Source organism: Serratia grimesii (assembly GCF_900186025.1).
Classification (GTDB): domain Bacteria; phylum Pseudomonadota; class Gammaproteobacteria; order Enterobacterales; family Enterobacteriaceae; genus Serratia; species Serratia grimesii.
The window spans coordinates 1,908,473-1,932,559 of the sequence record NZ_LT883155.1 but is presented as its reverse complement, the minus strand read 5'-3'; the positions used below and the strand labels follow the sequence as shown (position 1 = coordinate 1,932,559).

The following is a 24,087-nucleotide window of genomic DNA, read 5'->3' as shown; positions in this document are numbered from 1 at the left end:
GTAATAAAAAACCCGCCGAAGCGGGTTATTGTAAGAGTTGGTCTAGTTGGTGCTGATAATCATCGAACTCACCAATTTTCATTTGCCTGCATTCGTTGGCTGTGAGTACCATTGCATGCATTTCACCTCCAATATAAACACGAGACTCACTTGGCAAAGCTTCTTGCATGGTGCGTTGCTGCCTCATCATTTGTGGAAATGCCTCATCTAAATTCCCAACAATAATGTCACATGCAGGTTTGGCGAATGTCCCATAATCCAGTTCCTCAGGAGAAAAACCATTTGATGAGCGATAAGCAAAACCTTTAATACACTGACCTTCAATGGAATACCCAAACTGATAAATAGTTGTCGTCAATCCTTCTTGCAACTGGAATCTGGATTTGAACTCCGTCCATAACCTAGATAGATGATGTTGCGTGTGAACATTCAAATTTTCGATATCAAATAGAACCATTTCATTGCTTACAAAATTGGCCCACTCTGACGAAAACCGACCAATGCCAGTTCCGGCGACAACCGTTTTTAAAGTTGGAATGTACGATGCTTTATTGGTAAAGATGAAAGGATTGCCTTCTTTATCTACAGCCAGAGTGTCTGTAACAACAATAGCCATATCCTTATGAAGATAGAAAATTAGTGATGACATTATTACTCCGTCGCGCGGCGCGGTGCCTGATGATATTGAGAGATTCCTTGGCTAATTTGCCCACCCTGTTGCAAATCAGCAAGTACAATTCGCGTTACCTCTCGACCATCTACCCCAGTACTGGTTTGCGTATCCTGAACTCCAGCACCTGAAGAATAGTTCTCGATTATAATTGTCGTCCCACCGCCCCCACCAGAATTAATCTGCTTGTTACTTAGGACGTTGCCGCCACCATCACCCGGTAAAAGGTAATTTCTCCCATTACTGGACTGAAGAATTTCCGGTTTACCACCCTCCCCGATTTGATACATCCCACCAGCAGATACTGGGCCGCCATTCTTGCGTTTACCGGATAGCGTCTTGGACAGAGCAAAGGCACCCACCAGCGCAGCACCACCAATGATTGCAGCAGCACCAAACGAGCCAACAGAAGCCACCAGCGCAGCCGGTAACCATGCTGCCATTGTCGTGCCTGCTGATGTGACGCTTGCTGCTGTAGTGGTTCCCAGAGCCCCTACTTGTGTAGCAGTAGTAGCGGCAATGGCTGATTGCTGAACGGATGCCCCCATGATGGCTGACTTGGCTTGCTGCAAACCCATCTCAACGAAAGTTTGAATTACGCTGCTTAAGACGGTATCAGCTAAACCTCTCATGGCGTCCGACGCTGACTGAGTGCCAGTTATAACTCCGGACAGAGCTGAACTAGCCCCTTGTCCAAAAGAGTCTACTGCGGCTCCCAGGGCTTCCATTCCGACACTTTGTTGAGTAAACAGCGCCCACTGAGCATCGGTGCGTGCCTTTTCATATTCCATATTGGCAGCATTCATTAATGCTAGTCCGTTGGCGGTAATTACCCCTTTCTGTGTTTCAAACTGCTGAATCAGTGCCAGCTTTTTGGCATGCTCATTAGCGAGCGCCTGCACAGGATCCACACTACCTTGAGCCTCCTGCATTGGCGTTACCGCTCGCCCAGCACGTATTTGGGCCAGGGCAACCTGATGCTGCTGTTCGAGTTGTTCAGAGGTGGTGTTGTATTGTTCCTGGCTGATTTTCTTCGCAGCGAGGGCAGTGTTTAAATCCTTCACATCCTGCTTATAGCTCGCGTTCTCTCGCGCTTCAGGCAGTAGTTTTTCAGCCGCTGCTTGCGCCTTGATGGCGTTCGCTGTATCCCATTTTTTGGCGGCGTACGCACCAGCCTCAGCGATCTGCGCTTGCGTTGCACCTTTACCAAGGGACTGCTGAGCATTGAGGATGGCTTGTGCCCTGCTTAGCTCGGTGGTCGATTCGGCGGCAAGAGCAGCCTGCTGCTTAAGATTTGACAGCTTCTGGGCAACACTTTCAGCCGCGTTAGCATCCCGTTTTGCAGATGATCTATCCGAAGTGTCTTTTTTCTTCTGGTCGGAAAGTTTTTTGGTTAACTCAAATTCTTCCTTTTTGGCATCCACATACATTTGGGCTTCTTCAGGCTTTAAGCCCATGTTAGTTGCAGCGATGGATGCACGATATGCTATTGCCGCTTCTTTCCCTCTGACCATTTCAAGGCGTAGGGCAGCAATATTTTGTTCAACAGATTTCAGTTCCTGCTCAAATGTTAGCTCCCTCTTTTTGGCAAAAGCTTCTTTGAGTTTTATTACTTGTGCCTCGGCCTCCTTCCCGGTTATTCCGATGTCTTCCAGGGCCTTTCGCAACCCTTTTTCGGCAGCCATTTCTTCAGCAGCTGACAGGCTCCCATGTATTGCCTTTTCAAGAATTACATTGGACTCTATGACACCCTTCATGGACTTGTCATAGACTTCATTAGCAATGGCTGTGGCTGTTGTGGCGTCACCGGATTTCCGTGATTGCTGAGTGAATTTATCAATACGATCGTTTGCAACTCGCACCGAGTCGGCGAACTCAGACGCCTTCTCTTTAGCAAGTGTGAGATCCTTCTCTAAATCAGCAATTAGTTTTGGTGAGCCACTAATTGATTTTATGGTGTTGATTGAGTTTTTAATAGCTTCAATATCTGCTTCGGCCCCTTTCAATGATTCCTGATCTATATCAAGCCGTATTTTTGTTTTCGCTGAAGCTGCATCAGCCTGCACTTTGGTTAGGTATTCAGTGCGTTTTGCTGCGTCATCTATTTCTTGCTTATATTTTTCAATTTTAGATGTGTCGTTCATCGCCTGATAAAGCGAATAAACGCCAGCAGCAGCCAATAATAAAATGCCAGAAGGGCCACCCAGTAAAGCGAGCGCTCCTCTAGCACCCGATACAGCCGCTGCCTGAACCTTTGAGGCGGTTGTCAGCCTTTCGGTTGCGATAGTGGCAGCATCACTGGCCTTGGCTACAGTCGCAACTGCAACGGCCTCAAGGGCTACAGACTGGGTTAATTTTTCACTGGCCGTAGCTGAGGCGAGTTTAGCTGCTTTTACCCTATCCTCAGCCGCAGTAACTTCTTTTACAGCCTGATTAGACTGCTTAATGATTTTTGCTTGCGTGGTTTCAACGGCATTCCTGTCTCTCAGCGCCTGAGCTACGGCTTTCTCTGAGTTGGTTATTTCCAGGTTTGCTTCTGATTGGCGCAAAGACTCTTTCTGGCGCACCAATAATGCCTCAAGGGAGGATATATCGGCTTCTTTCCGAGCAAAGACCGCTTCAGCTACTTTTAACTCCGATGTCGCTGTATTGGTTGCCTCTTCCGCAAGTTTTTTCTCAGCAGCGGCCTTCGTGACAAGCTGCGTTGCTGACTCTTGCAATGCCGTTGCTTCTTTTTTAGCTGCAACTGCGTTTTCTAATTGTGCATTGGTGGCTGCGATCGCTTCCTTCGCATGTTTGATTAATGCTGAGGTTGCAGAGCCAACGTTAGATACATACCCAGCACCCAATTGGCTTGCTACTGTGCTTAATGCGCCATGAAACTTGTTTTGCGAATCAGTAGCTACAGCAGCAGATTCAGACGACGCCCCAATTTTCCCAGAAAGCTGAGCCAACTTGGTGGAGAGCTTATTTACCTCTGGCATGGCGAGCGCTGATGCAACCCCCTTGGCCCCCTTGCTTAGTTTTTCGAAGCCTGGAGCGGTATCATTGGCCGCATCACCCAATGATGCTAATTCAGCCTTAGCTTTGTTGCTACCACTCAGCAGCGGGGCAACATCTATATCAACTTCATAAACCAACTTACCGCCATCTTGCTCTGCCATTCACTTTTCTCCAGGCAATAAAAAACCCCGCAGATGCGGGGCTTTGGTTTCTGCCAACTGCTAACGCCTTACTTTTCTAAGTGATCTGCCAATCCATTACTTATGTTTTTCAGCACATCAAGCTTTTCATTTTCTTTTTTTTCAATCAGCTCAATAATGACTCCAGACATGGCAACTAAGGTTCCAATAATAGCAATTGCACTACCGGCAATGGTGAACACCTCACGTGTTGCCATTAAGCCAGTGTTATAAACTTTATCCGCATACCCAACAGTTACTTCCATACCAAGTGCATAACCAGCAGAAATAACCCCTACTGCAATTAATAACCCGCCAATTAATTTTAGCATTTCACTCCATTCCCATAGACAAGTAACAAGTCGTTACATGGTAGCAGAGGGGGCAGCGGTGGCAACGAAAAAACCCGCAGCTAAGCAGGATGTTTAAGAGGCAGAATAATTATTTTAGCAAGTCTTGCAACTTCTTAGTTATTTCTTCTAGCTTCACAAGTTTTTCTTCAAAGACATCCTGACCATAAGCTCTTTCACTCATAAACGCATCCACTTCTGCATAATCACGCTCTTTTCTCAACTCTTCTATCTGAGCCATAAGCGGCTTTCTAACCGCGTCTTCTATCGCAGCGACAATTTCAGCGTTCATTGAGCGCTTATTCTTCTCTGCCAATGCCGCTACCTTATCTTTAAGCTCTTGCGACATTCTAACGTTAAATTGTGGCTCTCTCATAAGCACCGGCTACCAGTTGAACAACATGTTGACATGGTAGTAAAACACTACTAGCATGTCAATCGTGGTAGCAAAACACTACCACCAATATAGCGAAGCCCCAACTGCGCGAACAGTCAGGGCTTCTGATTTGCCCCCCATCCCCACAAGGATAAAAGACATGAACAGTATATCAATTCTTGAGGCAGTTAACACTTCATCCGTCCAGTTCCATGGACAACCTATCATCACAGCTATGGTCGTCGGTGCGGCTTATGTAGCGATGAGAACCGTGGTCGAGAACATAGGGATTGACTGGACAGGACAATCAGTAAAACTGAGAACCCAAAGAGAAAAATTCGACTGTAGAGATATCTCTATGGTTGCTGCTGACGGCAGGGTTCGTAAGCTGCTCTGCATCCCACTAAAGAAGCTCAACGGCTGGCTGTTCAGCATCAACCCTTCAAAGGTCCGCGCCGACATCCGCGACAAGCTGATCGCCTATCAGGAGGAGTGCTTTACCGTTCTGCACGACTACTGGACAAAAGGCGCTGCCGTCCGCAAGCCAGGAACAACCGTTGATGAACGAACGCCATTACGCGACGCGGTTAATATGCTGGTCAGTAAGAAGCACCTGATGTACCCAGAGGCTTACTCCATCATCCACCAGCGCTTTGCTGTAGAAAGCATAGAGGAATTAACCTCCGAACAGATTCCGCAAGCTATAGAGTACGTCCACCGCGTTGTGCTTGATGGCGAATACCTTGGTAAGCAGATAGAACTTCCACAAGTAGCCAGTCAATTCACAGATGATGAACTTTGCACACTCTCTTGGCTGTGGAGTTATGCCACCTACATGTGCGACTACATGAAGCAGGTTTACCCAATACTTCGAGCAGCAGAGCATAAATTGGCTGGCGCGTATTACTCAATGCCTCTTGAGTCCCCTCGGACAATCAACGCGGCACGAACCATTCTATGTAGAGAGACGTCACACATAGAATCAGGCTTGTTTAGACAAGACAACTTTAGAGTGTTTTACCGGATGCGTCGTGAGCGCGACATATCACCGCAGATAGGTGAGTAAGTATTCCTGGCCCACTTCGGTGGGCTTTTCTATGGTTAGAAATAGAAAACCCGCCGCAGCGGGTTTGGAGGCTATCTATTTTTTGCTTCGAAGACAGCCTGCAGGCCGTAGTCGATGCTGTTCTTGAAATAGCTTTGGTCTCCCGTTGCTACAAACACTTTGGTTGCAGCGACACATGCCAGGAAGTATTGGTTGGTGACAAGTGCTAGCAGTTTTTCCATTGTTTCAACTCCATGGATTAAAAAAGAGCAACAAGATTGCACCACAAACCAAAGAACGACCATGAAAAAGGCCAGCAAAACGAGGACGAAAACCACATGGGACCAGAAAGCAAAAACCCACCTATTGGGTGGGTTCTATTAGCATCATCAAGCTTTTGAAGTTCTGGGCCTAAACCTGCGCTGTTTTTTTTCTTCCTTCTCTTCCAGTTCTTTAAACCGGTTATAGGTCTGAAAGTCAAAGAATGACAAGTTTTCGATTTCAGACACTGGGCAAACAACCCTGAAATCATTGAGCGTCAAGTTACTATCAATCTTCGGCGGGCCTTCCACACCAGTAATATCACCGAATAATCCTATGCTTTCATAGTGAGTATCATAGTTAGTGGTCACCACAATTTTCAGTGTATCTTTATCCCTATATCCGCTTAGTAGAGGGATGAAGGCCATGTGCTCAATCTTCCCATGCTCCAGCGGAGGTCGAATTACCCAACCGACATAAAACTTTTTTGATTTCAAAGTAAAGATAACTGGCGCTAAGGTTGCAGAAGCTTCTATCGCCATTGTTTCTAGAGGATGGTTTTTAGCTGCCTTGGCAAGGGCTTTAAATCGGTGGTCACCGCATGCATGCCAAACCTTATTCAGAAGACCACAAACCGTAGCAAGCACGACCGTTCCAACGATCCATAGAGCTATCTTTAAACTTTTACCTGTAGCAACTGCATCAGCAGAAAGCGGGATAAGCATTTTGACATTGTTTTTATTGATCCCTGCGTGCTGGGCAAAGAAATCGATTAGCCCCACAAATCCCATGAACGAACATATCATCCAACTCAGAATGCAGAAGCCAGTTCCCCACGTTGCCACATAAAAGTAAGCGCCCCAACCATCGGAGCGCTTAAATTTATATCTAGAGGATACTGAAGTAATCGTGAAGATGTAGCCACTAACTAGAATGGCTGATAATAACAGTGTCCCCATCGATCACCTGGCCTTTGCAGGTTCAACTTTTGCAAGATGCTGAAGCTGACGCTTCATTTCATTGCGAACTTTTTCGTTGTTCAGATTGAGACTGATCACACCGTCTCGATCGATAGTCAGTCTATCTTGGTTATCGATAAGAATATTTGTTAACCGGTCGACAGAGGTGTCGACTCTGTGGGTTGGTTTGCCTTTGAACGAGAAACCAAACATAGCTCCTCCTTATCCGCCTCGTTGGGGTGCAAAAAGAGCTTAGCGAATCAATGTTTCACCAAGCCCTAAATCGAAAAAATTTCAACAGTATTTATTGTTGTGCTTGAAGATTAAGTTATGTTGATCTGGTGGTCAAGTGTGACACCAACAAACTTTGTGTTGTGACACGTCACACTTTCAACTCAATTGTAGACCACTTATCTACTTAGATGAATTCGCCATCATCGCCTGCCAGCGCTTCTCATCTTCGTCCATTACCTGGTCATACTCTTCACGTGTGAAGCCTTTCTGCTCAGGGTACTTGGCGGCAAGTAGTTGCTGAAATTCGGTCATGGTGAGCTGTTCTGCTTCCGCTCTCGGCATGTTGAAGTGGTTACGCGCTGCGCTGATGTACTCAAATGCTTTGAACTCGTTCACGTAGTTGTTCGACTCATGGCGTTGCAGCTTTCGCACCTTCGCCTTACCGATGATGCCGTGAGTAATGAGTGCCTGACCAAGTACGATAATATCGCTTACAGGCATCTTGCCCTGGCGAAAAACAAATGCTCTCTTACCTCGCTTGCTCGGCTTAAGCTCCCCCACCAGCGCGCTGATATCATCATCACAACATGCCTGCATGACGATCATTCCGGCGTAGATGGCGTAGCTACTGAAGGAAGGTGCATTGATATGTTCCAGCAACCACGCAGGGATCGCACCATATGCCGCTATGGCAGCTTCAAGTAAGCGAGGTGCGTCGCTGGTATGCAGCTCAGCAAAGCGCTCTACAATCGCTGCTGGCGAACCTATGCGGGACATGTTGGCGAACGATGGCCTGAAAAAGTAATCGCGGTCAGCATCTGAGATAAGCATCTCGCCAATTTCGGTGAACGGTATCATTGGGTAACCTCGAATAATTATCATCAAGGGCACGTGCATGCCCTTTGTGATAGTTACGCTGTGACAGTGATCGCGCTGGTCGATGTCTTAGCACCATCGTTAGAGGTGAAAGTGATAATCGCCGAACCAGCTGAAACTCCAGTCACTAGCCCTGATTGGTTAACAGTGGCTTTGCCGGTTGCAGAGGATGACCAGGTGCCGGTTTTGTCACTGGCATCAGCAGGCACAAACGTAGTGCTAAGTTGCTGAGTAGCGCTGACGGCAATACTTGCGGTTGCAGGAGCAACAGTGACACTGGTAACCGGAATATCATCACCAACCTCAAACACCACGGTATCGGAATCAGCTACTTTCCACTCGCCAGAGAAAGTGGAGATATCAGTGCCGCCGAAATCACCAGACCAGGACGTGGTGTTGAAGTACCCCATGATGTAGGTGCTAGAATCTTCGCCAACGAAGTCGAAACGAAGCCATAAGGTTGGCTGCCGCCCCGCCTGCACTTCATCAAAGATGTATTTGGAGATATGAATCGCGCCAATCTCGGTGGTTTTGTCCTTCTTACGGAACTCACCTTCTCCCGAAATGGTGAAATCCATGTTCGTGACAAGGCTCTCAACGAGCCCTTTGGTATCGTCTGCCTCAGACGTCACCGTGTTAGGGGAGAAGTCAAAGCCTTTAGTTGTTAGCGCTCCAAGGCGCTTCCAGTCACTTAGAGCAGGCATTGCATCAGCACAACCGAATGCAGCACGAAGAACGGCAACTTTACCGATCAGCTTGCCGGTGTCATTTGGACAACCTTGCATGTGTTACCTCTTCAAATAAAAAAGGCCACCCGAGGGCAGCCTGATGGATAGATATGTGTGGTTATTCACCGTAGGTGCAGCAGACCATTAGTCGGTAGATTAGGCGACCTTCAGTAGAGGTTACCGGAGGGGGCAAACCGCCAAGCAATCGCATAGCGCCAACGCAACCATCAGCACCTTCCTGATCACTGATAAATTCAGCGATTCTGTTTGCGGTCGCATCGACCTCATCGTTCTTACCCATGCCCTTTGCGCCAATTACATCAACCATCACGAAAAAATTACCGCCACGGTCATGTTGAACATCAGATCCTCCGCCTGAGCGGAACACAATGAAAGCTTCAGACAACTTGCCAGTGTCATTCCACATCAGCGTTTGAATGGTGAGTCCAGCGGTCAGCCCTGCATCTTGGAAATGGTCGCGGAGGCGGCGATACATTGGAGGGGTCACAGCTTCATCTCCTTCCGGATTATGTCATCCACCTGACGTCGAGTTCTCTCAGCTGCTTTTGTCAGGAATTTAGGCTCACCAGACGGATCCCAATAATTACCGCGATTGTTTGGTCGAGGCAGCCCCTTCATGATGCCGCTGGCGTTGTGGACATAAACAGCGTAATTGGCGGAATAGCCGATGCGGCCTGTAATACGAGTACCGTTGATCATGGTTTCTTGGAACTGAGAATTCACCAGGGTGCCGGTATCCATCGGTGTCATCAGTGCTGACTCTGCACCGATAATGAACATTGCGGATTTGATTGCCCTAACCGCTTTACGTGTCCGAACATCCTCTACGACAGCATCCAAGCGTCGCTGTGCTGCCTTGATGCCCTTTATCTTTACGCCCATGGTTACCCTCCCGTAAGGATGGCGATGTCTTCAGCTAGGCGTTCAAACGTATCGGCATAGCGCACCACCTGAACAACCTCATCGGCACCCGCGGCGATCGGGTCTGTGATCGTAGACTTCCCTATAAACAGGTAATCGCCAGCTTTAGCCCCTGTGAACTCTGTCCAGATGGTATTTTTTACCGTTATCTCTGAACCGATATTGCTGAGTTTTTTCGATAGCCCACCTTCGTAATCGCACATAATGATTTCAGGTGTAGCCCACCCAAGCGGATCCCCTGCTTCACTGATGCCAAGGCTCCGCCAGAAAGTGGCCTCCGCCGTATACGACCAATCAGCTACTGAAGACATATCATTCCCTCCAGCTAACCACTGATGACCGCTCAGTTGCGATTTTTGGGCAATTGATTGTCCATTTACCGTCACTGCTCACGAACCCTGTGGTTTGCCTACCGGTATCGGTTTTTACCCAAACTCGCTCAAATGGCTTGGGTAGGCGTTCAACCACCGGAACCCACACCATCACTTACCACCACACATACAGCCGCCCTTCCCAACCCAGAGACCTGCGAAAGCTTTATTTGTTGGGTCAGGTGGCGTTATCGATGTCGCACAACCGTATTTATCGAGCCCGCGAAGCAGGTTAACCGCGCCCTTCCACCGGTCAGAAAATGATTGATAGCGGAATGACCTTGATGCACCGCTTGGTGCTGTTTGTGAGCTTATATACTTATCGCCCTGGCCTAATCCCATAAGAGCCAGCAGATAGAGCTGTATCAGCAATGAGGTAGAAGCAGGGTAATGTGCGTCCAAGCATTCCTGAATACTGTTCGCCTGTTCCACCAGCGCGGACAGGACGAAATCAGGCAGAGTGATACCTTGTGACTGCAAGTATTCTTTGGCCTGTTCGATAGTCACCATGGCTGATTCCTGTAAAGAGTTACCCCGCCGAAACGGGGCATAAAAAAACCGCCTTTAACGGCGGCGGTTATTCAGCAGGGAACAATTTTTCAAGTTCGCCATCAGGCAGCAACTCGGCAAGCCGATCCGCGCCAAGGTTACCCTTGAATTCGATAGCCAGTTCAGTCAGCCGGTTCGCGATAGTCTCTTTCCGAGACTTGGCTTCGTTCCTCGCGCCAGGGGTTGCCGGTGTCAATTCACCACTAGCCTCACCAAGCATGAGCCGAACATTGGATTTCAATGCCGGGTGCAGATTGTCCAGCTCCAAAACTTCACCGAGTTTTACGCCATTCCAGGGGCGAATTACTTCGTACTTAGCCATGCTCACCCCTTACGCCAGATTGGCACCGTAAACAACACCGGACAGCCCCTGATCATCTGCGGTAATTTGCAGACCTTCAGCAGACATGATCTGGAAGTTGTAGTTGACGTTCGGAAGTGGACGCGGCAAAGGAATGACACCCTGAGCCATGCCAACCAGCGGAGAGATAACATCTTTGCGGCGAACGTAGGCGATGAACTCATTACCGCTCAGCGCAAACGTGGGTCGGATCTCTTTTACTGCAGCAAACGGCAAAACGGCCTGCAAAACGTTGCCGCTGATTACCCCGTTAACTACATACGGCTGTGCAAGGTTTGCCCAGATTTCGTCACTAACCCACATAACGTCATACTTGGAAACCTTATTCACGCGAGCGTTGGAACCAAATGCACCTTTACCGAAGAATTCAATCCATTGCACAGCATTAGCCGTAGTTAGATCGATGTTCGCACCACCGGCACCAGAACCTAGATTAATCTTCTTGGTGTTGCGGTGGTTTTTCATCCCCTGGGCTTTGTAGCCCTGAACCTGAATGTTCTCGTCACCACTCAGGTAATAGGCAACCCGGCGCTTGTTAACCTTCCTCAACTTAGCCGACTGTGAATCCAGTACCAGATCGATGCCCACGGAGTTAAGGCCTGCAGCATGGCGCCAGTTTACCCCGTAACCGGAAGTGAACACCGGAATCGGGTCGCCGTCACTGTCGTAGTCAGTATGGTCAAATGAGAACGGCGCCTGACCATCAATGCTTACCGAAACATCATCAGCAATATCGCCAACAACGTTATAAAGTTTGGCGGTTTTACCGACAGAAAGTACGGTCTGGACACCCATCAAATCGTTGATGATTTCCATTCCATCTTCCTGGTCGCGCATTTGAAGGATCTGGTTGTCTACCTCAGCCCAAAACTCACGAGCGAACCCGCCAACAGCGTTACATGCCAGCATTTCAGGAGTCATGTGCGCACGGTTTACGGCAATCATGGAGTTGTGGTTTGCGTTCCAGATGTTGCGGTTTGCCCACAATTCATTCCAGTGACCGCCAAGGCGGCTGTTTGCAGCCAGTGTATCTTTGGAGAAATACATATATTTTCCTTTTACGGTGCAGGCGCTGCTGCGACGGTGCCAACGCGCATACGCACGCGGATGAAATCGGTAGTGCTGGCTGCGATGGTTGCTTCATCCTGGCTGTAACCGATCACTGAGTCAGTATCAGCCGTCGCTAAAGTGAATTGACCATTAGCGCCGAGCTTGATCGGGCTGTCCTTCTTATACGCACCAGGCACGCACAGTAGAGCCAGCTCGCGGCCTTCTTCCACGTAGTTGCCTACAGCGGAGTCACCGATAGGGATAGCATCCGTGATTTTCAGCCCCTGATGGTAAGCAACATCGATAATGTAGATACGGCCTTTAAGCGCGGCTGCCTGTGCAAACTCATCGCTGGCGTTGATGACAGCAGCAGTGCCCGGCAGAAGTGCCGCAGCAGTGGTGCGGGTTTCGGTCTTGTACAGAGACTGACCGTCGATATTTACGCGACGATAACGTGGCATTGGCTGGCCCTCTTATTTGAAATATGTATTGGCAACAGGCGCACCGGTTTCTTGCTGCTGCTGGCCGGAGTTACCTGCCAGAGGAGCGGCTTCGCCCAGAGACTTGAACATTACGTCCAGAGCGTCACCTTTGAGCGCGTTGGCTACGACATCGCCATGAACCTTCGCAACAGCTTCACGCTTGGTTTTCTCCTCAGCGCGAGAGTTGGCGGTGAGCGTTTCGGCCAGTTGGTTATGGTTGGTCTGCAGCGCATCAACTTTGTCAGTGATCGGCTTTAGCGCCTCGGCGAAGTTGGCAGCCAGGCCTTTGCCGATTTCGGTGATCAGCTCTTGTTTCTCTTCAGTGGTTAAAGGCATGTCGCCCTCCGTTTGGTGGTTTGGTGCAGGTTGTCCCTGCGGAGTAAATAAGGATTTAACTTTGTTGGCGACGACCGTCACCCAGGACTCTTGGCGCGCTACCGGTGTGCCGGTATCGTCAAAGGTGATCTTCCCGCCGTCAGAGGAATAACCGTAAACCTGCGCGGTTCCGCCATTACGCATGATTACGACTTGCGAATCGGTAAAATCAGCAACCCAGGCATACTCATTTTCACCGGGCGCAAATTTTGCTTTCGCTGCCCTATCAAGCCGCAATTCGCGATCACGATAAGACTCACCCACCAGCGCACCAGAATTGACCTTGAGCGGCGTCGCGAGGTCGGCGTTAACCATTAGGCCAACGCCCTGTTCAGGCGTCGCTGCACCCACCTCATGCAACAGAATGGCGTCGTGATCCATGCCGTGAATTTTCGCTACCCATTTGGCACCGGTAGACTTCTGCTGCTCGTTTGGCTCCAACTGGTCAAGGAATACCGCTACGCTTGTATGAATCGGGGGAACGTCTTCACCACGCTCAATTGCAGCGACACGTTCGATCAGTTCCCTTCCGCCTTCGCTTTGATTGGCGGTCTGGGTATCAACCCATTTTTCCAGGTAAATTCGGTTGCCTGATTTTTTAACGTTCCTGTTCCAAGCACCGATATGGCCCTGATTGATGCCTTCAGGAGAAAAAGCGGAGATGAATGCGCCGTTGAGTTGCGGATGCCCTAATGGTGCCAGGGTGCCTTCCAGCCCTGCGTAATGAGCATCGATTTCGCTGGCCGTATAGAGACCGTCATTCATGACGACGTTTGCCGGTAGCGTGTAGCTTGGCAAAATAAGGTGTTCTCGCCCGTTATACGTCTCACGGCGGATAGCCTGACTGTTTACCTTCGTGGTTACGTTAACTTGAACTTTCATGGATTAACCCTCTGCCCATTTGTAGCCTCTCTCCTTCATGTCACTGAGTGTCTGCTTGGCTTTGTCGATGACTGAGGGGGTGAGAGGGTTCCCTTTTTCATCCACCAGCACAGAAATCTGAGAGCATTTGCAGTTAATGGCGTTGCCGTTTTTGGTGTACCACTCCCTAACCTCATCTTGTGTGTACAGATGAGCATGCCTGGCGGCGTGTGTGGCGCGGGTCGTGGGGCTTAGTGCAGAGATGTGCATCAGCTTTGTTTTGATGCCGTAGCGGTCTTGAGCGTCTTGTGCTTCGTCCCAGCGAGCGCGGCGGAGAGCGGTGGTGATTTCCGTTCTGGCTATGCGATTAGCACGCCGGGTTTCTATACCTGTTTGCTCGTTCAGGTTTTTAGCCACGTCCCGTGGATTCAGCCCCCTGGCTATACCGTCTGTCAGGATGCGCGCCATGTCGCTTTTTACTTGCGCGCTGAGCCCTTTCATCTCTTCGAACTCACGAGCTCTAACCAGAATCAGACGAAGTTGATATGGCTCACTTAACAGGATGCTGGGAACATCCTGTTGACCGGCAGCGTAAGCAGAGGATTGCTGGGAAAGGTTGTAATATTCCTGGGCGGTGCCACGCTGGTATGCCACGGAGACATAGCGCCCAAAGAACCAGAGGTTAAACTCTCCACCTTCCAACAAAATGTCATCCACCAGCGCCTCTCCGTTTTGCAGCAACATTGAGAGAAGGCCCTGATCAAGTCGGAAGGTATAACGTTCGTTGACTACTGGTTCTGAGGGGATCCGGTTAAGAATATCGATGTAACCTTTCGTTATCAGCTTCATGCGTTTTGCAAACTCCCGCATGGCACCTCGCTCAAGCTTATCGACTCCGGTGGGGTCTTTGATGTTACTCGGCAGTATTGGAGGCTTAGGTTTCTTCTTCATCCTCTGCCTCCCCAAGCGGGTCACCGCCTTCTGTCTCGAATCCTGCAGCAGTTCGAATTTCATCACCACTGAATGGGGCTACGTCTCCACTTTCCACCATGGCCTTGTTCACCTCAGCCATAGTTTTGGAGTCAGCAAGGCGTTCAGCGCGCGTCTGCTGATTGAGGTCATCCCAAATAACCGTCTTCTGTCCAACTGAATCGATAATTTTCAGGTCAATCAGCTTGTCGCAGAAGTCCTCAATTTCAAACGACAGATCGCCGCGGCGGCTCTGGCAGCGACCGTTCATATACTTCTGGTCTTCTGTGCTTGAGCGCTCAGCCTGTTGGTTCCCCACCAGTATCCGCGTCGGGATATCAACGCCAGCAGAGGCCGTCTGCAGGTTTACGTTATAGGTCGGGCTGGGGTCTGATACCGGCGAAACCAAAGAGGTCACGCTGGCTCCCTGAAGACTCATGAGGACGTCGTTGCCGCGGTTCATCTCACGAGCTGCTTCGTTGAACTTGTCCTGCAACTCATCAACACTCACGCCATACATTGACGCGAGACTGCCAAAGTCGATCTCTTTGTCGAAGCTAAGCGCAAGCTGGCGAGCTGCGTTCTTCAGGAATGACTCGCCAGATCCGCCTTCTACCTTCTCCAAGCTGACGAAAGCGTTATACGCAGGCTCCAGGAAGCCAATAGCATCGTCGGTGTAGTCACCGAGGATAAATATTCGGTCAGGATGAATATCAACACGGCGGGTCGAACCATTCGACAGGCGTTCGGTGTACTGCCACATCTTCGGCTTGCCGTATGTTTTCGAGTTGAGCCCACCATCCCATTCGCTAACATTCAACGAGCCAGCCCAAGCCACCGTGACTTTATCGAGGCCGCGACCTTTCGTTACTTCGAGGTTCCATGCTTTGTCGTCGCGGATGTGCAACAGAATGCCTGAGTAACGACCTACGAGACGCCTGCGGTCGGCATCAGAAAAGGCTCGCCACAGCCGGTTAGTGAACACCTGTTTTAGCTTTTTCTCCCAAGCTGTTTCCTTGCGCTTCTCGTCTGACTTATCACCCTCAATAATTTCTGGGTTGGTTTTCCAGCATTTACCCACCAGCTTTTCTACTGCGCCGTGAGCAATACCACCGCGACGATAGAGAGAGTAAAGGTTGTCATACGTAATCTGGTCAGGAAAACCGTATTCACACCATGCTGATCCACGTTTATTGTCCAGGCCCATAGATGGCCCCAGCATCCCCATACGGGCACGCTCAATCCTGGCGTCGTTCAACGCGTGGTTGACGGCCAGTTGGAGGTTTTTATTCATACTTTGTCCACTTGGTGGGGGGGCAATAAAAAAGGCCGCATAGGCGGCCTTTCACTTAAATTTTATTAAATGTCTTCACAATTATCTTATCTAAGGAGACTTTATGAATGGAGGATAAATGTTCCTTTAACCTTGTGAGAGCTACAGAGCCAAACACACCTAAATCCGAATACCAAACCAACTCTTTTTCTTCAAACTCACCATTAGGATACGTTATCTGGAAATAAACAAACCATTCTTGTCCTTGCACTTCTATTCTCCTGCTCATGTTGAGAATATGGTTATCGGCAATCCATGTTAAGTCTTTATAATCTTTCAACTCTCAACCGTTTGGGTATCATCATCCCCATCACCAAAGTCTTGCGCTTGATATAACCGTCGAGGCTATAACGAATGCCATCCCAGCAGTGTTCATTGCCATCTGCCAGCTTTGGCAGGACCTCACCTGTAATGCGATCTGTTTTGTACGACCACAACCGCGCTTCACGCGCCACATTCTTACAACGGGGGTGAATGATTATTTCATCGAAACCGCGCAGGTAAGCGATACCATCTTCCACACTACCCTGCCACTTTTCAGCCGAAGAAATGTTAAACCCCTGCCGTTTTAGGTAGCTGATTGTTTCTGGACGTGCTGAGTCTGCTTTGATGGGCCAATCCCGCACGCCGGGTATGGAGTCGTAGAGTTCCGGCATGTGATCCAGTTCAGTATGAACACCGTAAGCCTCATATTCGATATAGAGACGATTGTGCAGAATGAACGAGCGGATCAGAGTGTTTGGATCTTTAGCGAAACCGAAGTCCGCCCCGATATGCAGCCGTTCCGCTTCTTTCCAGAGGTTGTGGGAGAATTCAGCGATTCTGTATTTGCCAGCCAGAACCTGCTTATCGGAGTTTTCGAGGTAAGCACCTTCCCATACCCATGCATACGTTGCAGGGTCGAGTCGGCGCTGGTCATTAATGCGCTCACCCTCCAGCACATCAGGAAACCACGGATTATCCGTGTAATTCATTTCGACTGTTATGCAGTCTTCACCGGCTTCTTTCCGAAACCGCTTATCCGTGGCGCTACCGTCCCGCTCCGGGTTCCAAGTCACCCAAATCTCCGAACCTTCCTCGCGCACTGTAGGGCTGAGCTTCTGCCAGGCTATTTCACTGACTGACTCAGCCTCATCAACCCAACAGAGCAGGATCCGCGCCTTTGACTTGATGCTGTCTAGGTTGTGGCGCAAACCGCAGAATACATAGTTCACACTCTTGTCGATGGTGCGAATGTACTTTTCACCAATATCGAAGTTAGCAGCCAGCCATGGAACAGACAGGATCGCCTGTTTCACCTCCTGCATGCTCGACTCTTCCAATGAATTCATGAATTCACGAGCGCAAAGCACAACACCGCTCTCGCCATTCATCATCGACTGGTAGGCTTTCACCGCTGTCATCAAGGCGAACGTGCGCGTTTTTGCACTACCGCGACCACCATGAGAGCAGCGATAGCGCCTATTTATGGCGATGAACAATGGCGCTAGTTTTGCCGGTATCGGTAGTTGTACGACTTCACTCATGTTTTTGGCTCAATGGGTAGAAGCTGAATCACGGTCGGCTTTGTCGTCATAGTTCCATCTGATGACTTGTGATCTACCGTCTCTTTGAAAGCATTCACCTCTATATGCTTACCAAGCAATTCAAGGTTCTTCACCTTGTCAGGCCATTTAATCTTTTTGGAAAGCGCTGAAGAGTTTCCTTCTGAAACCATTTCTATGACATCTAAGCCGGAAATAGTTGTTCGCCAGACTTTAGGCCATTCAGACACTGGTTTTAGCTCGCCAGAACTGTTAAGTATGTCGAGAACATCCATCTGGTCTATCTGAACCAAACGATTTAGGACGTATGTCGCATTTATGCCAACCAGATCATTGCGTTGAACCTTCAGTTCAGAGATCCTTAACTGAATGTCAGGTTTTGACAGGTTTTCAGACGCGGTGCGATTAGCTGTTTTTACGCTATATCCAGCCCGAATAGCCGCTTGTGTGGCGTTTAAATCGATGAGGTACTCGCGACAGAACATTTCTTGCTTGTCGGTAAGTGCCATAATTATCTCTTTTGAAAGGATGTTTTATGTCAAAAAAATCTCTTAAATTCAACGTTGGCAATATTGTTTATCTAGTTAGTGGCGGCCCCAGCATGTCTGTTGCTGAACAAGTCAAAGAGTATGATACTAATGTGGGATGGGTTCATACTGGTGAATACAAGTGTCAGTGGTTTTCTGGTAAAAAACTTGATCATGGAACTTTTCCAGAAGAATCTTTGACATCAACAAACCCAAAGCCATAAACCCAAACGCTCTTGTTTTATCTGTTGACGACGTTTCATCTTGGATGGTGTCAGCCCTATCAAAAGACGGTTGCCTTTATCAGCAGGATGTTGTCGATTATCTCGTCAAGGAAAGTAACGAGCAGCATCTCAGAGAAAATGCTGATGGCAACCAAGCTCTTTCAACTAAAGTTATCAATAAATTCAGAGTTGATAGTGCAGAAAACGTCGTTTGGGTTAAACCAGATAAGTACTGGCGGTTCCGAGTCCCCGAGGACGAGGCTAGCCGTGAAGCTCGCGGCTAAGTCAGATGGCGAGCTTCCTTTTGCAATTCATCATAAAAGCCACCCGGAGGTGGCCTTTGTGAATGGAACCAAAATGAAAAATATTATCGTTAAAGAAAGATCATTTCTGATGCTTGAGTTGTTTTTTCTCTGCAGCTGCCTCAATTATTTTTTGCGAGCGTAATCGTCTGTTTTCTCTTTCTATATACCAATCATTCAGCAACGTTTCAATGAGGCTAATGAGCAAAGCTGCCTCATCGCCATCCACTTCGATGATCACATTAATATCCTTTTCCATGTGAGCACCAATGTTGCCAATGCTTCTGATAGCATCTATTGCATGCCAAGTATCAGTATCGATTTTTTGTTCAATTGCTTTAATTTCCTCAAAGAGGTTTTTCTCTTTGACCTTCCAGAAATCCCTAATCATTCCCTGTAAACAACGACGAGATAGAGTTGCGGAGGCTTTAGGAGATAATTCCTGGATGAGACATGCCTCTTTATAGTCGGACAATATAGCTTGGGGAACGTAATCTGGAAAAATCTTAGCTTTACCCTGTGGACGTAATGTCCAAAAGTCGAGTAATTCATACTTGTAGCCGGTTGGCTCAAAGTATCTTCTAAAAAAAGCCGCCTCAACCTGAACTTCCATACAGTCGGGGTTTGGACAGGTAGAAGTCGTTATCTCAACATTCGAAGCCCCCTGAGCTGTTCTTGATATATCGTGCGAAGATGTTTCAATTGTAACCGCCTCTTTTGTGGAAAGATGATTACAGAACGGACAAAGCCAGCTTGCCATAATTTTCCCTATCGCGAGTGTGTATTCACCATACAATAAACAAAAAAAACACTTAATACACTGCTCTTTGAGATAGTGCTGCAATTCCGCGATTTCCTTTCAAGCTATTTCTATTCGCTCTGTACTGGCGAAATAAACACGTCGAGCGGCGTCAGTAAGGATGATGAACTTCAGAACCTCGCCGAACCACTCATGCATCTGCTGCTCCATTCTGGCCTTCTGCCAACCACCGGCTCGCATAGCAACTTCCTCTGCCTGTCCGAGTACATGCCGCCCTTTCTTCTCAAAGGCTGAGGATGCCCACATAAAGCGCACATCAGCATCTATCAGGTGGGAATGGTCAGGGTTATACAGACTCTCGGCATCACTCAGGATTTGACTATGCATCCACTCATAGACTTCATTTGCTGGGACAAGGCCGATGTATGGCATCAGTTGATGTGACTCTATGAACTGTAGGGGTGGGAATGGCCGTCTATCATGACCCTCATTCTGCGCGGGCGTTGCCATGAATTCCTCCCATTAAAAAACCCGCCATAGCGGGTTTAGTTAAGTGGCCATAGTAATCGGCGGTTTGTTGTCTCCCACTATCAGCGATAGCGGAAGATGGTAAAACCTGTATTGGGGACCCAGAAAATGAGCTCAGCGGCATCAGTTTCTACTGGAATCTCCCAAGGCTTCAAATGGTAGAAATCTGTTTTCCCAGCCATTGGTGTCTCCTTGCAAAATATAGATGGAGAGTTTATCCATCCTCACACTTATTTAGTTTGCGAGGCATAGATATGGCTGAAACACTAAAAAAAGGCACTTTCCTGGCTGACTCGACTAAGTCGAACAGTATTTTTGGCGCGATTTTATTTGCTTATCTTTTCCCGTTGGCCTCTGCCATCTGCAGATAAACCGGCGCAGAGCCGTTAGGTAACCTTTTGCTTACCTCTCGGTAGTGCGCCACCCGCTCGCGGAAGTATTCGCGCAGATGCTCAGGTTGTTCTCGCTCTACCTGCTCAGCTATCACCGGCTGGTTCATGCGCTCTTTGTACGCTACGCCTGACGCTGCAAGGTCTACGTTCACCTTGTCCATGTCTTCTTTTGGCAGATTGCCGAGATTATATGACATGGTAATCCTCATGTTAGTTGTGAGGGTTATACATTCTCAGATATTAGTTTCATTACTCATATTGCTGCAAATGTCACAGTAGTGAAGTTGAAATGTCAAAGTGGGGGGATGTTGTTTGGGTTATCAAGGTAGACAACATCGTCCGGTTGCACGGGCTTCCATTTGGTCGCGCCAACTCAGTATTGTCCGCCTGTACGTCTAAGCGGCGGAGTAAAGGTGTCGCACGATTTCCCCCCTAAGTCTTAATCAGTTCTACCGCTGGCAATTAGACCAGTATCAGCTATGTGCAAAAAGCACCAGTTCCCGACTGAAGTTCAAAAATTGGGTCAAAATTATCCCTCCATTCTTTGATAAAGACGGTATTGATTTTCCACGTTTTTATCTTTATTTCAAGATTAGTTTTTAGTTCTTATGAGACTGAGTTAACCATTCCTGTTGACCATAACGAAGTAAAGATGAACGCCATTGGTTAAGAGTCGTTACCTGCCCAGAGCATACTGATAAAACTGTTTGCAGTGCCAACGTATAGCTGACTGCATCGCCCCAGGTGTTTCCTTGCAGCGTTGGTTGCTCACATGGGGTGAATACTGACTCAGGGGGTAACAGCACTACCGGTTGCGGTGCCGGTGGCAACGTTTTGCTGCAGGAGGTCAATAACAGCGGCAGGCATAGGACTATTCCCACATTTGTCGTTTTTAAGTGCTTCACGTAATGCCCTCTGGTAGCGTTCACCCTGCTGGCGCAGTTGCTGCTCTCTTTGCTGTTGTTCTGCTGCTAAGGCTCTGTTCTTCCGGTCTTGTTCTTGCAGGGTTGAGATTAGTCCTGACTGCTGCGCCAGCGTTTTTTCCTGTTCTTTAACCTGCTCACCAGCCTTTACTGCGCTACCGTGGAAGTGAAATGCCAACCATGCCAGTAAAATGAAAATGAGCAGTAAAACAACAGCAGTGGCTGCGGCACCTCGGTTCATTTTTGGCCCCAGTTGCAGATCTCACGCTCAACCTCGCGCCGATTAATCAGTCCCTTCCATACCTTGCCACCAGCTTTATTCCAGCGGCGCATTTCATCACAGGCTCCTGAACTGTCACCAGCATTGAGTTTTTTCAGCAGCGTAGAGGACTCGAAGGCCTTAACACCTACGTTGTAACTGAAACTGATAAGCGCTGCTTTCTGGTATTCACTCGCTGGCACTTTCACTGACCGTTCTACAGAACGGGCAAAAGGCACTAGGTCTTTATCCAGCATGGTTTTGCATTCAGCGGGGGTGTAGATTTTGGTGGGTATGATGTCAGCGCCAGTGTGTCCGTAGCAGACTGTCAGCACGCCGACTACATCACGGTATGGCTTGTACTCCACGCCTTCGAGTGAAGGAATGAGCACTGCTGCAATCGCCATGGCTCCACCAGCAAAGGCTGCGCTGAGTTTTTTCTTTAACGAAGCTATGAGCGCCATCCTTAGTCCTCCGCTGGCGGTGGTGTGACATATCCAGCTTTAAGGGCCTTCTCATAGGCCTTCGTCTGGCGGCTTTTGAAATAGAAGTTCATCACGGCAGTGATCGCACCGATCACGAAACCGCCCACTACTGCAACCTGATTCCAGTCGAGGTCATGTAGCCATTGCAAAATGCTGCCTCCACACACCAGCGTTGCAGAGGTGCAGTAAGAAATGAATGTAGTGATTTTCTCCGGCATGATTTTCATACCTCCCCCTTCCGGGGCTCTGTCCCGGTACCGGGTAATAAAAGTAAAAATCCCGACATAAGCCGGGATTGATTTATTTTGGTTATGACGGTTGCGAAACCGGAATGTGTTGAGTAGTTACCTGATCGGCGTAACTTTCGAACAAGTAAAATGGATACTTGAATTCCCAGGTATCTCCAGCTGCTGATACAGTCGGAGCTCCTACGCCAGAAAAACAACGCCCTTCGACAGAGATGGCCAGCGAGTATGCAGGTACTGTGTTCAGTACCTCATCGAATTCAGTACCTGGTTCCATTGGCACAGACATGCGGCCAAGGTATTTGTTCAGCAGTACAGCATTTTCAAACTGGCCTGCGACTTCAACCTTAGTAAGAGCCTTAGCTTGCTCTGGGGTCAAAGTAATGTCGTTGTTTTCGCTAATAATCAGATTTGCCATGTGAGGTTCCTTATCATTGACACTGTATCCATATACAGCACATCAACATTATCAATTTAGAAGCCAAGCATCACATGGTGGCCGCTGTCTCAAAGGTCACACAACGCAGAGTAATCACTAAAGAAAATAGGGTTCAGCCGCCAGCCGTAAACGAGTCGGCGATATGGGTGTGCCAGGTGTGTGTCGGATGTTGGCTGGGGCTGAAATGCAAAAAGCCCCGGATATACCGAGGCCATAGAACAAATAAAATTTGTTGGTGTTAATTTCAGGTTAATCCTGGCCAATCAACACAGTAATACTTGGCAGTACATATGCGCCGTCAGAGCTTTCACCTACCGCTTGAATTGATACGGACTGGTTAGGCTCGATGTAAGTATTCCAGGAGTTGCAGGCGGAACCGGGTACGGGTACGAAAGTGCCCGCTGCTAAAACGCGGCCCCCCACTGCTTTAGCCTCAGTCACCCATGCACCTTTATATACCAGCATATGCTTAGCTTCTGATTTACCACCAGGAGCGATAGCCATTAAAAGTGGAACACAAATTCGGCGACGGTAAGGCGCAGGTGGAATGTTGAAAGTGAAACCATTGTCTAAGTAATGAGTTTCTGCAGCTTGCATGTTCATATCTCCTTGTAAATTATTTGAAAGCCGCCTTGTTCTATCGGGCGACAACCAAACCTTACAACGAGAGTGGAGATCATTAACAACGGTCAGGGAAGTGCCATTCCTTACACAACATAGTCATACCTCCCCCTGTCGAGGTTGCTCCCGATCGTCAGGTGGTGAAAATAAAAAAGGCCACCCAGAGGCAGCCTTTGAATTTTGAATTAATTCGAACCGTCTATGATTTCTAATCAATTTTTAGAAGTAAACATCTTACTTTTAATATCTAATCTTTAATTTATCTACGCAGGCTTTAGCTTCTTTCAACACTTTTTTATATTCGATAAGATCACCATCATCATCTTCATATGCTCTACGAACTCGCCAACGAAGAGCTAACATCTTCATATTCCTGTAGAATCTATGATTTTTCTTCCAGCACTCCTGAATATATGGTTCAAAGCATACGTCTAAGAATATTAGAGTCGAGCCATAAACCTTATATAGATACTCCTCATCATAAAGTTTGTGGTGAACTGCATTTGCACACCGTTCCCACTCATTAAAGATAATTTTTAGAGCCTTTGAACCATCACTTTGAGAGTTTTCAGGTTTCCCCCATTCCTCAAGTGGCACATTCCCACGGTCTGCGTAGATACGTAGAACTTCCGACCAAGCCTCAACAACCTTTTCATTACGCTTGTATGCTGCTTCAAAATCTAAGGAGTTTTTTTCTTTTGAGGTTTTCCTCTGCGTTCGAATGCTAAAAACTGCTATTAAAGCGCCAACTGCTGCAGGAAAGAAGGTCGGGCTATTGGCCCAAATGGTTTTGATGAATACCCAAATTGCTTTTATGACTTCAATAATGTCCAACGCTGGTCTCCAGCCCTTTAAAATGAAAAA

At 48.2% G+C, this 24,087-nt stretch carries 34 protein-coding genes and 1 pseudogene; 3 read left to right on the top strand and 32 right to left on the bottom strand.

The window, feature by feature from the left end; all coding sequences use genetic code 11:
* Nucleotides 1-25: 25 nt before the first annotated feature.
* From SGBXF1_RS09085 to SGBXF1_RS09070, 4 genes are all read right to left on the bottom strand, one after another.
* Entirely contained in the window at nucleotides 26-649 is a 624-nt protein-coding gene (locus tag SGBXF1_RS09085) for a hypothetical protein (RefSeq protein WP_186428232.1), read from the bottom strand.
* A 2-nt stretch (nucleotides 650-651) separates the two neighbouring features.
* On the bottom strand, nucleotides 652-3,834 hold the full coding sequence (locus tag SGBXF1_RS09080; protein WP_186428231.1) for a phage tail tape measure protein: 3,183 nt from the start codon (nucleotides 3,832-3,834) through the stop codon (nucleotides 652-654).
* A gap of 68 nt (nucleotides 3,835-3,902) precedes the next feature.
* The gene (locus SGBXF1_RS09075; RefSeq protein ID WP_186428230.1) at nucleotides 3,903-4,184 is read right to left on the bottom strand and encodes a hypothetical protein; all 282 of its coding nucleotides are present in this window, start codon (nucleotides 4,182-4,184) and stop codon (nucleotides 3,903-3,905) included.
* Nucleotides 4,185-4,293: 109 nt separating this feature from the next.
* Nucleotides 4,294-4,578: an Arc family DNA-binding protein gene (locus SGBXF1_RS09070; RefSeq protein WP_238321019.1), complete on the bottom strand. Its 285-nt coding sequence runs from the start codon at nucleotides 4,576-4,578 to the stop codon at nucleotides 4,294-4,296.
* 160 nt (nucleotides 4,579-4,738) lie between these two features.
* On the opposite strand from SGBXF1_RS09070, the gene SGBXF1_RS09065 reads away from it, so the two are divergent.
* Nucleotides 4,739-5,644 carry a phage antirepressor N-terminal domain-containing protein gene (locus SGBXF1_RS09065; protein ID WP_186428228.1) on the top strand — a complete coding sequence of 302 codons (906 nt, stop codon included), beginning with the start codon at nucleotides 4,739-4,741 and terminating at the stop codon, nucleotides 5,642-5,644.
* A gap of 71 nt (nucleotides 5,645-5,715) precedes the next feature.
* Here the strand turns inward: SGBXF1_RS09065 and SGBXF1_RS09060 are convergent, their stop codons facing one another.
* The 18 genes from SGBXF1_RS09060 to SGBXF1_RS08975 all read right to left on the bottom strand — a co-directional run bounded on the left by SGBXF1_RS09060 (nucleotide 5,716) and on the right by SGBXF1_RS08975 (nucleotide 18,027).
* A complete protein-coding gene (locus SGBXF1_RS09060) occupies nucleotides 5,716-5,865 on the bottom strand; it encodes a hypothetical protein (protein ID WP_186428227.1) in 150 nt (49 codons plus the stop codon).
* Between the two features lie 147 nt (nucleotides 5,866-6,012).
* The gene (locus SGBXF1_RS09055) at nucleotides 6,013-6,843 is read right to left on the bottom strand and encodes a hypothetical protein (protein WP_037419505.1); all 831 of its coding nucleotides are present in this window, start codon (nucleotides 6,841-6,843) and stop codon (nucleotides 6,013-6,015) included.
* A 3-nt stretch (nucleotides 6,844-6,846) separates the two neighbouring features.
* Nucleotides 6,847-7,056, bottom strand: coding sequence for a hypothetical protein (locus tag SGBXF1_RS09050; protein WP_037419502.1), 210 nt, complete (start codon nucleotides 7,054-7,056; stop codon nucleotides 6,847-6,849).
* Between the two features lie 201 nt (nucleotides 7,057-7,257).
* On the bottom strand, nucleotides 7,258-7,935 hold the full coding sequence (locus tag SGBXF1_RS09045) for a DUF6246 family protein (RefSeq protein WP_186428226.1): 678 nt from the start codon (nucleotides 7,933-7,935) through the stop codon (nucleotides 7,258-7,260).
* Between the two features lie 53 nt (nucleotides 7,936-7,988).
* Nucleotides 7,989-8,738 carry an Ig-like domain-containing protein gene (locus SGBXF1_RS09040; RefSeq protein WP_186428225.1) on the bottom strand — a complete coding sequence of 250 codons (750 nt, stop codon included), beginning with the start codon at nucleotides 8,736-8,738 and terminating at the stop codon, nucleotides 7,989-7,991.
* 61 nt (nucleotides 8,739-8,799) lie between these two features.
* Nucleotides 8,800-9,189 carry a phage tail termination protein gene (locus SGBXF1_RS09035; protein WP_186428224.1) on the bottom strand — a complete coding sequence of 130 codons (390 nt, stop codon included), beginning with the start codon at nucleotides 9,187-9,189 and terminating at the stop codon, nucleotides 8,800-8,802.
* A complete protein-coding gene (locus SGBXF1_RS09030) occupies nucleotides 9,186-9,584 on the bottom strand; it encodes a hypothetical protein (RefSeq protein ID WP_037419490.1) in 399 nt (132 codons plus the stop codon). Before SGBXF1_RS09030 ends, SGBXF1_RS09035 begins: the two co-directional genes overlap by 4 nt.
* Before the next feature lie 2 nt (nucleotides 9,585-9,586).
* Nucleotides 9,587-9,934, bottom strand: a complete 348-nt coding sequence (locus SGBXF1_RS09025) for a hypothetical protein (RefSeq protein WP_186428223.1) — start codon at nucleotides 9,932-9,934, stop codon at nucleotides 9,587-9,589.
* Between the two features lie 171 nt (nucleotides 9,935-10,105).
* The gene (locus SGBXF1_RS09020; protein WP_186428222.1) at nucleotides 10,106-10,504 is read right to left on the bottom strand and encodes a DUF7370 family protein; all 399 of its coding nucleotides are present in this window, start codon (nucleotides 10,502-10,504) and stop codon (nucleotides 10,106-10,108) included.
* Between the two features lie 67 nt (nucleotides 10,505-10,571).
* A complete protein-coding gene (locus SGBXF1_RS09015; RefSeq protein ID WP_186428221.1) occupies nucleotides 10,572-10,865 on the bottom strand; it encodes a hypothetical protein in 294 nt (97 codons plus the stop codon).
* Nucleotides 10,866-10,874: 9 nt separating this feature from the next.
* Complete coding sequence (locus SGBXF1_RS09010; protein ID WP_186428220.1) at nucleotides 10,875-11,951, bottom strand: major capsid protein; 1,077 nt, start codon at nucleotides 11,949-11,951, stop codon at nucleotides 10,875-10,877.
* 11 nt (nucleotides 11,952-11,962) lie between these two features.
* Nucleotides 11,963-12,415 (bottom strand): gp53 minor capsid family protein, encoded by a 453-nt coding sequence (locus tag SGBXF1_RS09005; protein ID WP_186428219.1) that lies wholly within the window; start codon nucleotides 12,413-12,415, stop codon nucleotides 11,963-11,965.
* A gap of 12 nt (nucleotides 12,416-12,427) precedes the next feature.
* Nucleotides 12,428-13,693, bottom strand: a complete 1,266-nt coding sequence (locus SGBXF1_RS09000) for a hypothetical protein (RefSeq protein ID WP_186428218.1) — start codon at nucleotides 13,691-13,693, stop codon at nucleotides 12,428-12,430.
* Nucleotides 13,694-13,696: 3 nt separating this feature from the next.
* Nucleotides 13,697-14,623 (bottom strand): phage minor head protein, encoded by a 927-nt coding sequence (locus tag SGBXF1_RS08995; protein WP_186428217.1) that lies wholly within the window; start codon nucleotides 14,621-14,623, stop codon nucleotides 13,697-13,699.
* Nucleotides 14,607-15,935, bottom strand: coding sequence for an anti-CBASS protein Acb1 family protein (locus SGBXF1_RS08990; protein ID WP_186428216.1), 1,329 nt, complete (start codon nucleotides 15,933-15,935; stop codon nucleotides 14,607-14,609). Before SGBXF1_RS08990 ends, SGBXF1_RS08995 begins: the two co-directional genes overlap by 17 nt.
* A gap of 55 nt (nucleotides 15,936-15,990) precedes the next feature.
* Nucleotides 15,991-16,185: a hypothetical protein gene (locus SGBXF1_RS08985; protein WP_186428215.1), complete on the bottom strand. Its 195-nt coding sequence runs from the start codon at nucleotides 16,183-16,185 to the stop codon at nucleotides 15,991-15,993.
* Nucleotides 16,186-16,240: 55 nt separating this feature from the next.
* On the bottom strand, nucleotides 16,241-17,500 hold the full coding sequence (locus SGBXF1_RS08980; protein WP_186428214.1) for a PBSX family phage terminase large subunit: 1,260 nt from the start codon (nucleotides 17,498-17,500) through the stop codon (nucleotides 16,241-16,243).
* Nucleotides 17,497-18,027, bottom strand: coding sequence for a terminase small subunit (locus tag SGBXF1_RS08975; protein WP_186428213.1), 531 nt, complete (start codon nucleotides 18,025-18,027; stop codon nucleotides 17,497-17,499). The genes SGBXF1_RS08980 and SGBXF1_RS08975 overlap by 4 nt, the downstream gene beginning before the upstream one ends.
* Nucleotides 18,028-18,053: 26 nt before the next feature.
* Here SGBXF1_RS08975 and SGBXF1_RS08970 point away from each other — a divergent pair, with 26 nt between their 5' ends.
* Both SGBXF1_RS08970 and SGBXF1_RS23825 read left to right on the top strand, forming a co-directional pair.
* Nucleotides 18,054-18,269, top strand: coding sequence for a DUF2158 domain-containing protein (locus SGBXF1_RS08970; RefSeq protein ID WP_186428212.1), 216 nt, complete (start codon nucleotides 18,054-18,056; stop codon nucleotides 18,267-18,269).
* The gene (locus tag SGBXF1_RS23825; RefSeq protein ID WP_420329902.1) at nucleotides 18,266-18,553 is read left to right on the top strand and encodes a DUF6953 family protein; all 288 of its coding nucleotides are present in this window, start codon (nucleotides 18,266-18,268) and stop codon (nucleotides 18,551-18,553) included. Before SGBXF1_RS08970 ends, SGBXF1_RS23825 begins: the two co-directional genes overlap by 4 nt.
* A gap of 100 nt (nucleotides 18,554-18,653) precedes the next feature.
* Here the strand turns inward: SGBXF1_RS23825 and SGBXF1_RS08965 are convergent, their stop codons facing one another.
* The 10 genes and pseudogenes from SGBXF1_RS08965 to SGBXF1_RS08925 form a co-directional block, all read right to left on the bottom strand.
* Nucleotides 18,654-19,331, bottom strand: a complete 678-nt coding sequence (locus SGBXF1_RS08965) for a DUF4145 domain-containing protein (protein WP_186428211.1) — start codon at nucleotides 19,329-19,331, stop codon at nucleotides 18,654-18,656.
* A gap of 159 nt (nucleotides 19,332-19,490) precedes the next feature.
* Nucleotides 19,491-19,841 (bottom strand): annotated as a pseudogene (locus SGBXF1_RS08960) (putative metallopeptidase); the annotation flags it as partial.
* A gap of 352 nt (nucleotides 19,842-20,193) precedes the next feature.
* Nucleotides 20,194-20,448 (bottom strand): DNA polymerase III subunit theta, encoded by a 255-nt coding sequence (locus tag SGBXF1_RS08955; RefSeq protein WP_186428210.1) that lies wholly within the window; start codon nucleotides 20,446-20,448, stop codon nucleotides 20,194-20,196.
* Between the two features lie 402 nt (nucleotides 20,449-20,850).
* Complete coding sequence (gene lysC / locus SGBXF1_RS24040; protein ID WP_420329897.1) at nucleotides 20,851-21,057, bottom strand: Rz1-like lysis system protein LysC; 207 nt, start codon at nucleotides 21,055-21,057, stop codon at nucleotides 20,851-20,853.
* A complete protein-coding gene (locus tag SGBXF1_RS08950) occupies nucleotides 21,041-21,415 on the bottom strand; it encodes a DUF2570 family protein (protein ID WP_186428209.1) in 375 nt (124 codons plus the stop codon). Before SGBXF1_RS08950 ends, lysC begins: the two co-directional genes overlap by 17 nt.
* Nucleotides 21,412-21,897, bottom strand: coding sequence for a lysozyme (locus SGBXF1_RS08945; RefSeq protein ID WP_186428208.1), 486 nt, complete (start codon nucleotides 21,895-21,897; stop codon nucleotides 21,412-21,414). Before SGBXF1_RS08945 ends, SGBXF1_RS08950 begins: the two co-directional genes overlap by 4 nt.
* 2 nt (nucleotides 21,898-21,899) lie before the next feature.
* Nucleotides 21,900-22,145 carry a phage holin gene (locus tag SGBXF1_RS08940; RefSeq protein ID WP_037419444.1) on the bottom strand — a complete coding sequence of 82 codons (246 nt, stop codon included), beginning with the start codon at nucleotides 22,143-22,145 and terminating at the stop codon, nucleotides 21,900-21,902.
* A gap of 82 nt (nucleotides 22,146-22,227) precedes the next feature.
* A complete protein-coding gene (locus tag SGBXF1_RS08935; RefSeq protein WP_186428207.1) occupies nucleotides 22,228-22,581 on the bottom strand; it encodes a hypothetical protein in 354 nt (117 codons plus the stop codon).
* Between the two features lie 270 nt (nucleotides 22,582-22,851).
* Nucleotides 22,852-23,199 carry a hypothetical protein gene (locus tag SGBXF1_RS08930; RefSeq protein WP_186428206.1) on the bottom strand — a complete coding sequence of 116 codons (348 nt, stop codon included), beginning with the start codon at nucleotides 23,197-23,199 and terminating at the stop codon, nucleotides 22,852-22,854.
* Between the two features lie 264 nt (nucleotides 23,200-23,463).
* Nucleotides 23,464-24,057 (bottom strand): DUF4760 domain-containing protein, encoded by a 594-nt coding sequence (locus tag SGBXF1_RS08925; protein ID WP_238321017.1) that lies wholly within the window; start codon nucleotides 24,055-24,057, stop codon nucleotides 23,464-23,466.
* Between the last annotated feature and the right edge of the window lie 30 nt (nucleotides 24,058-24,087).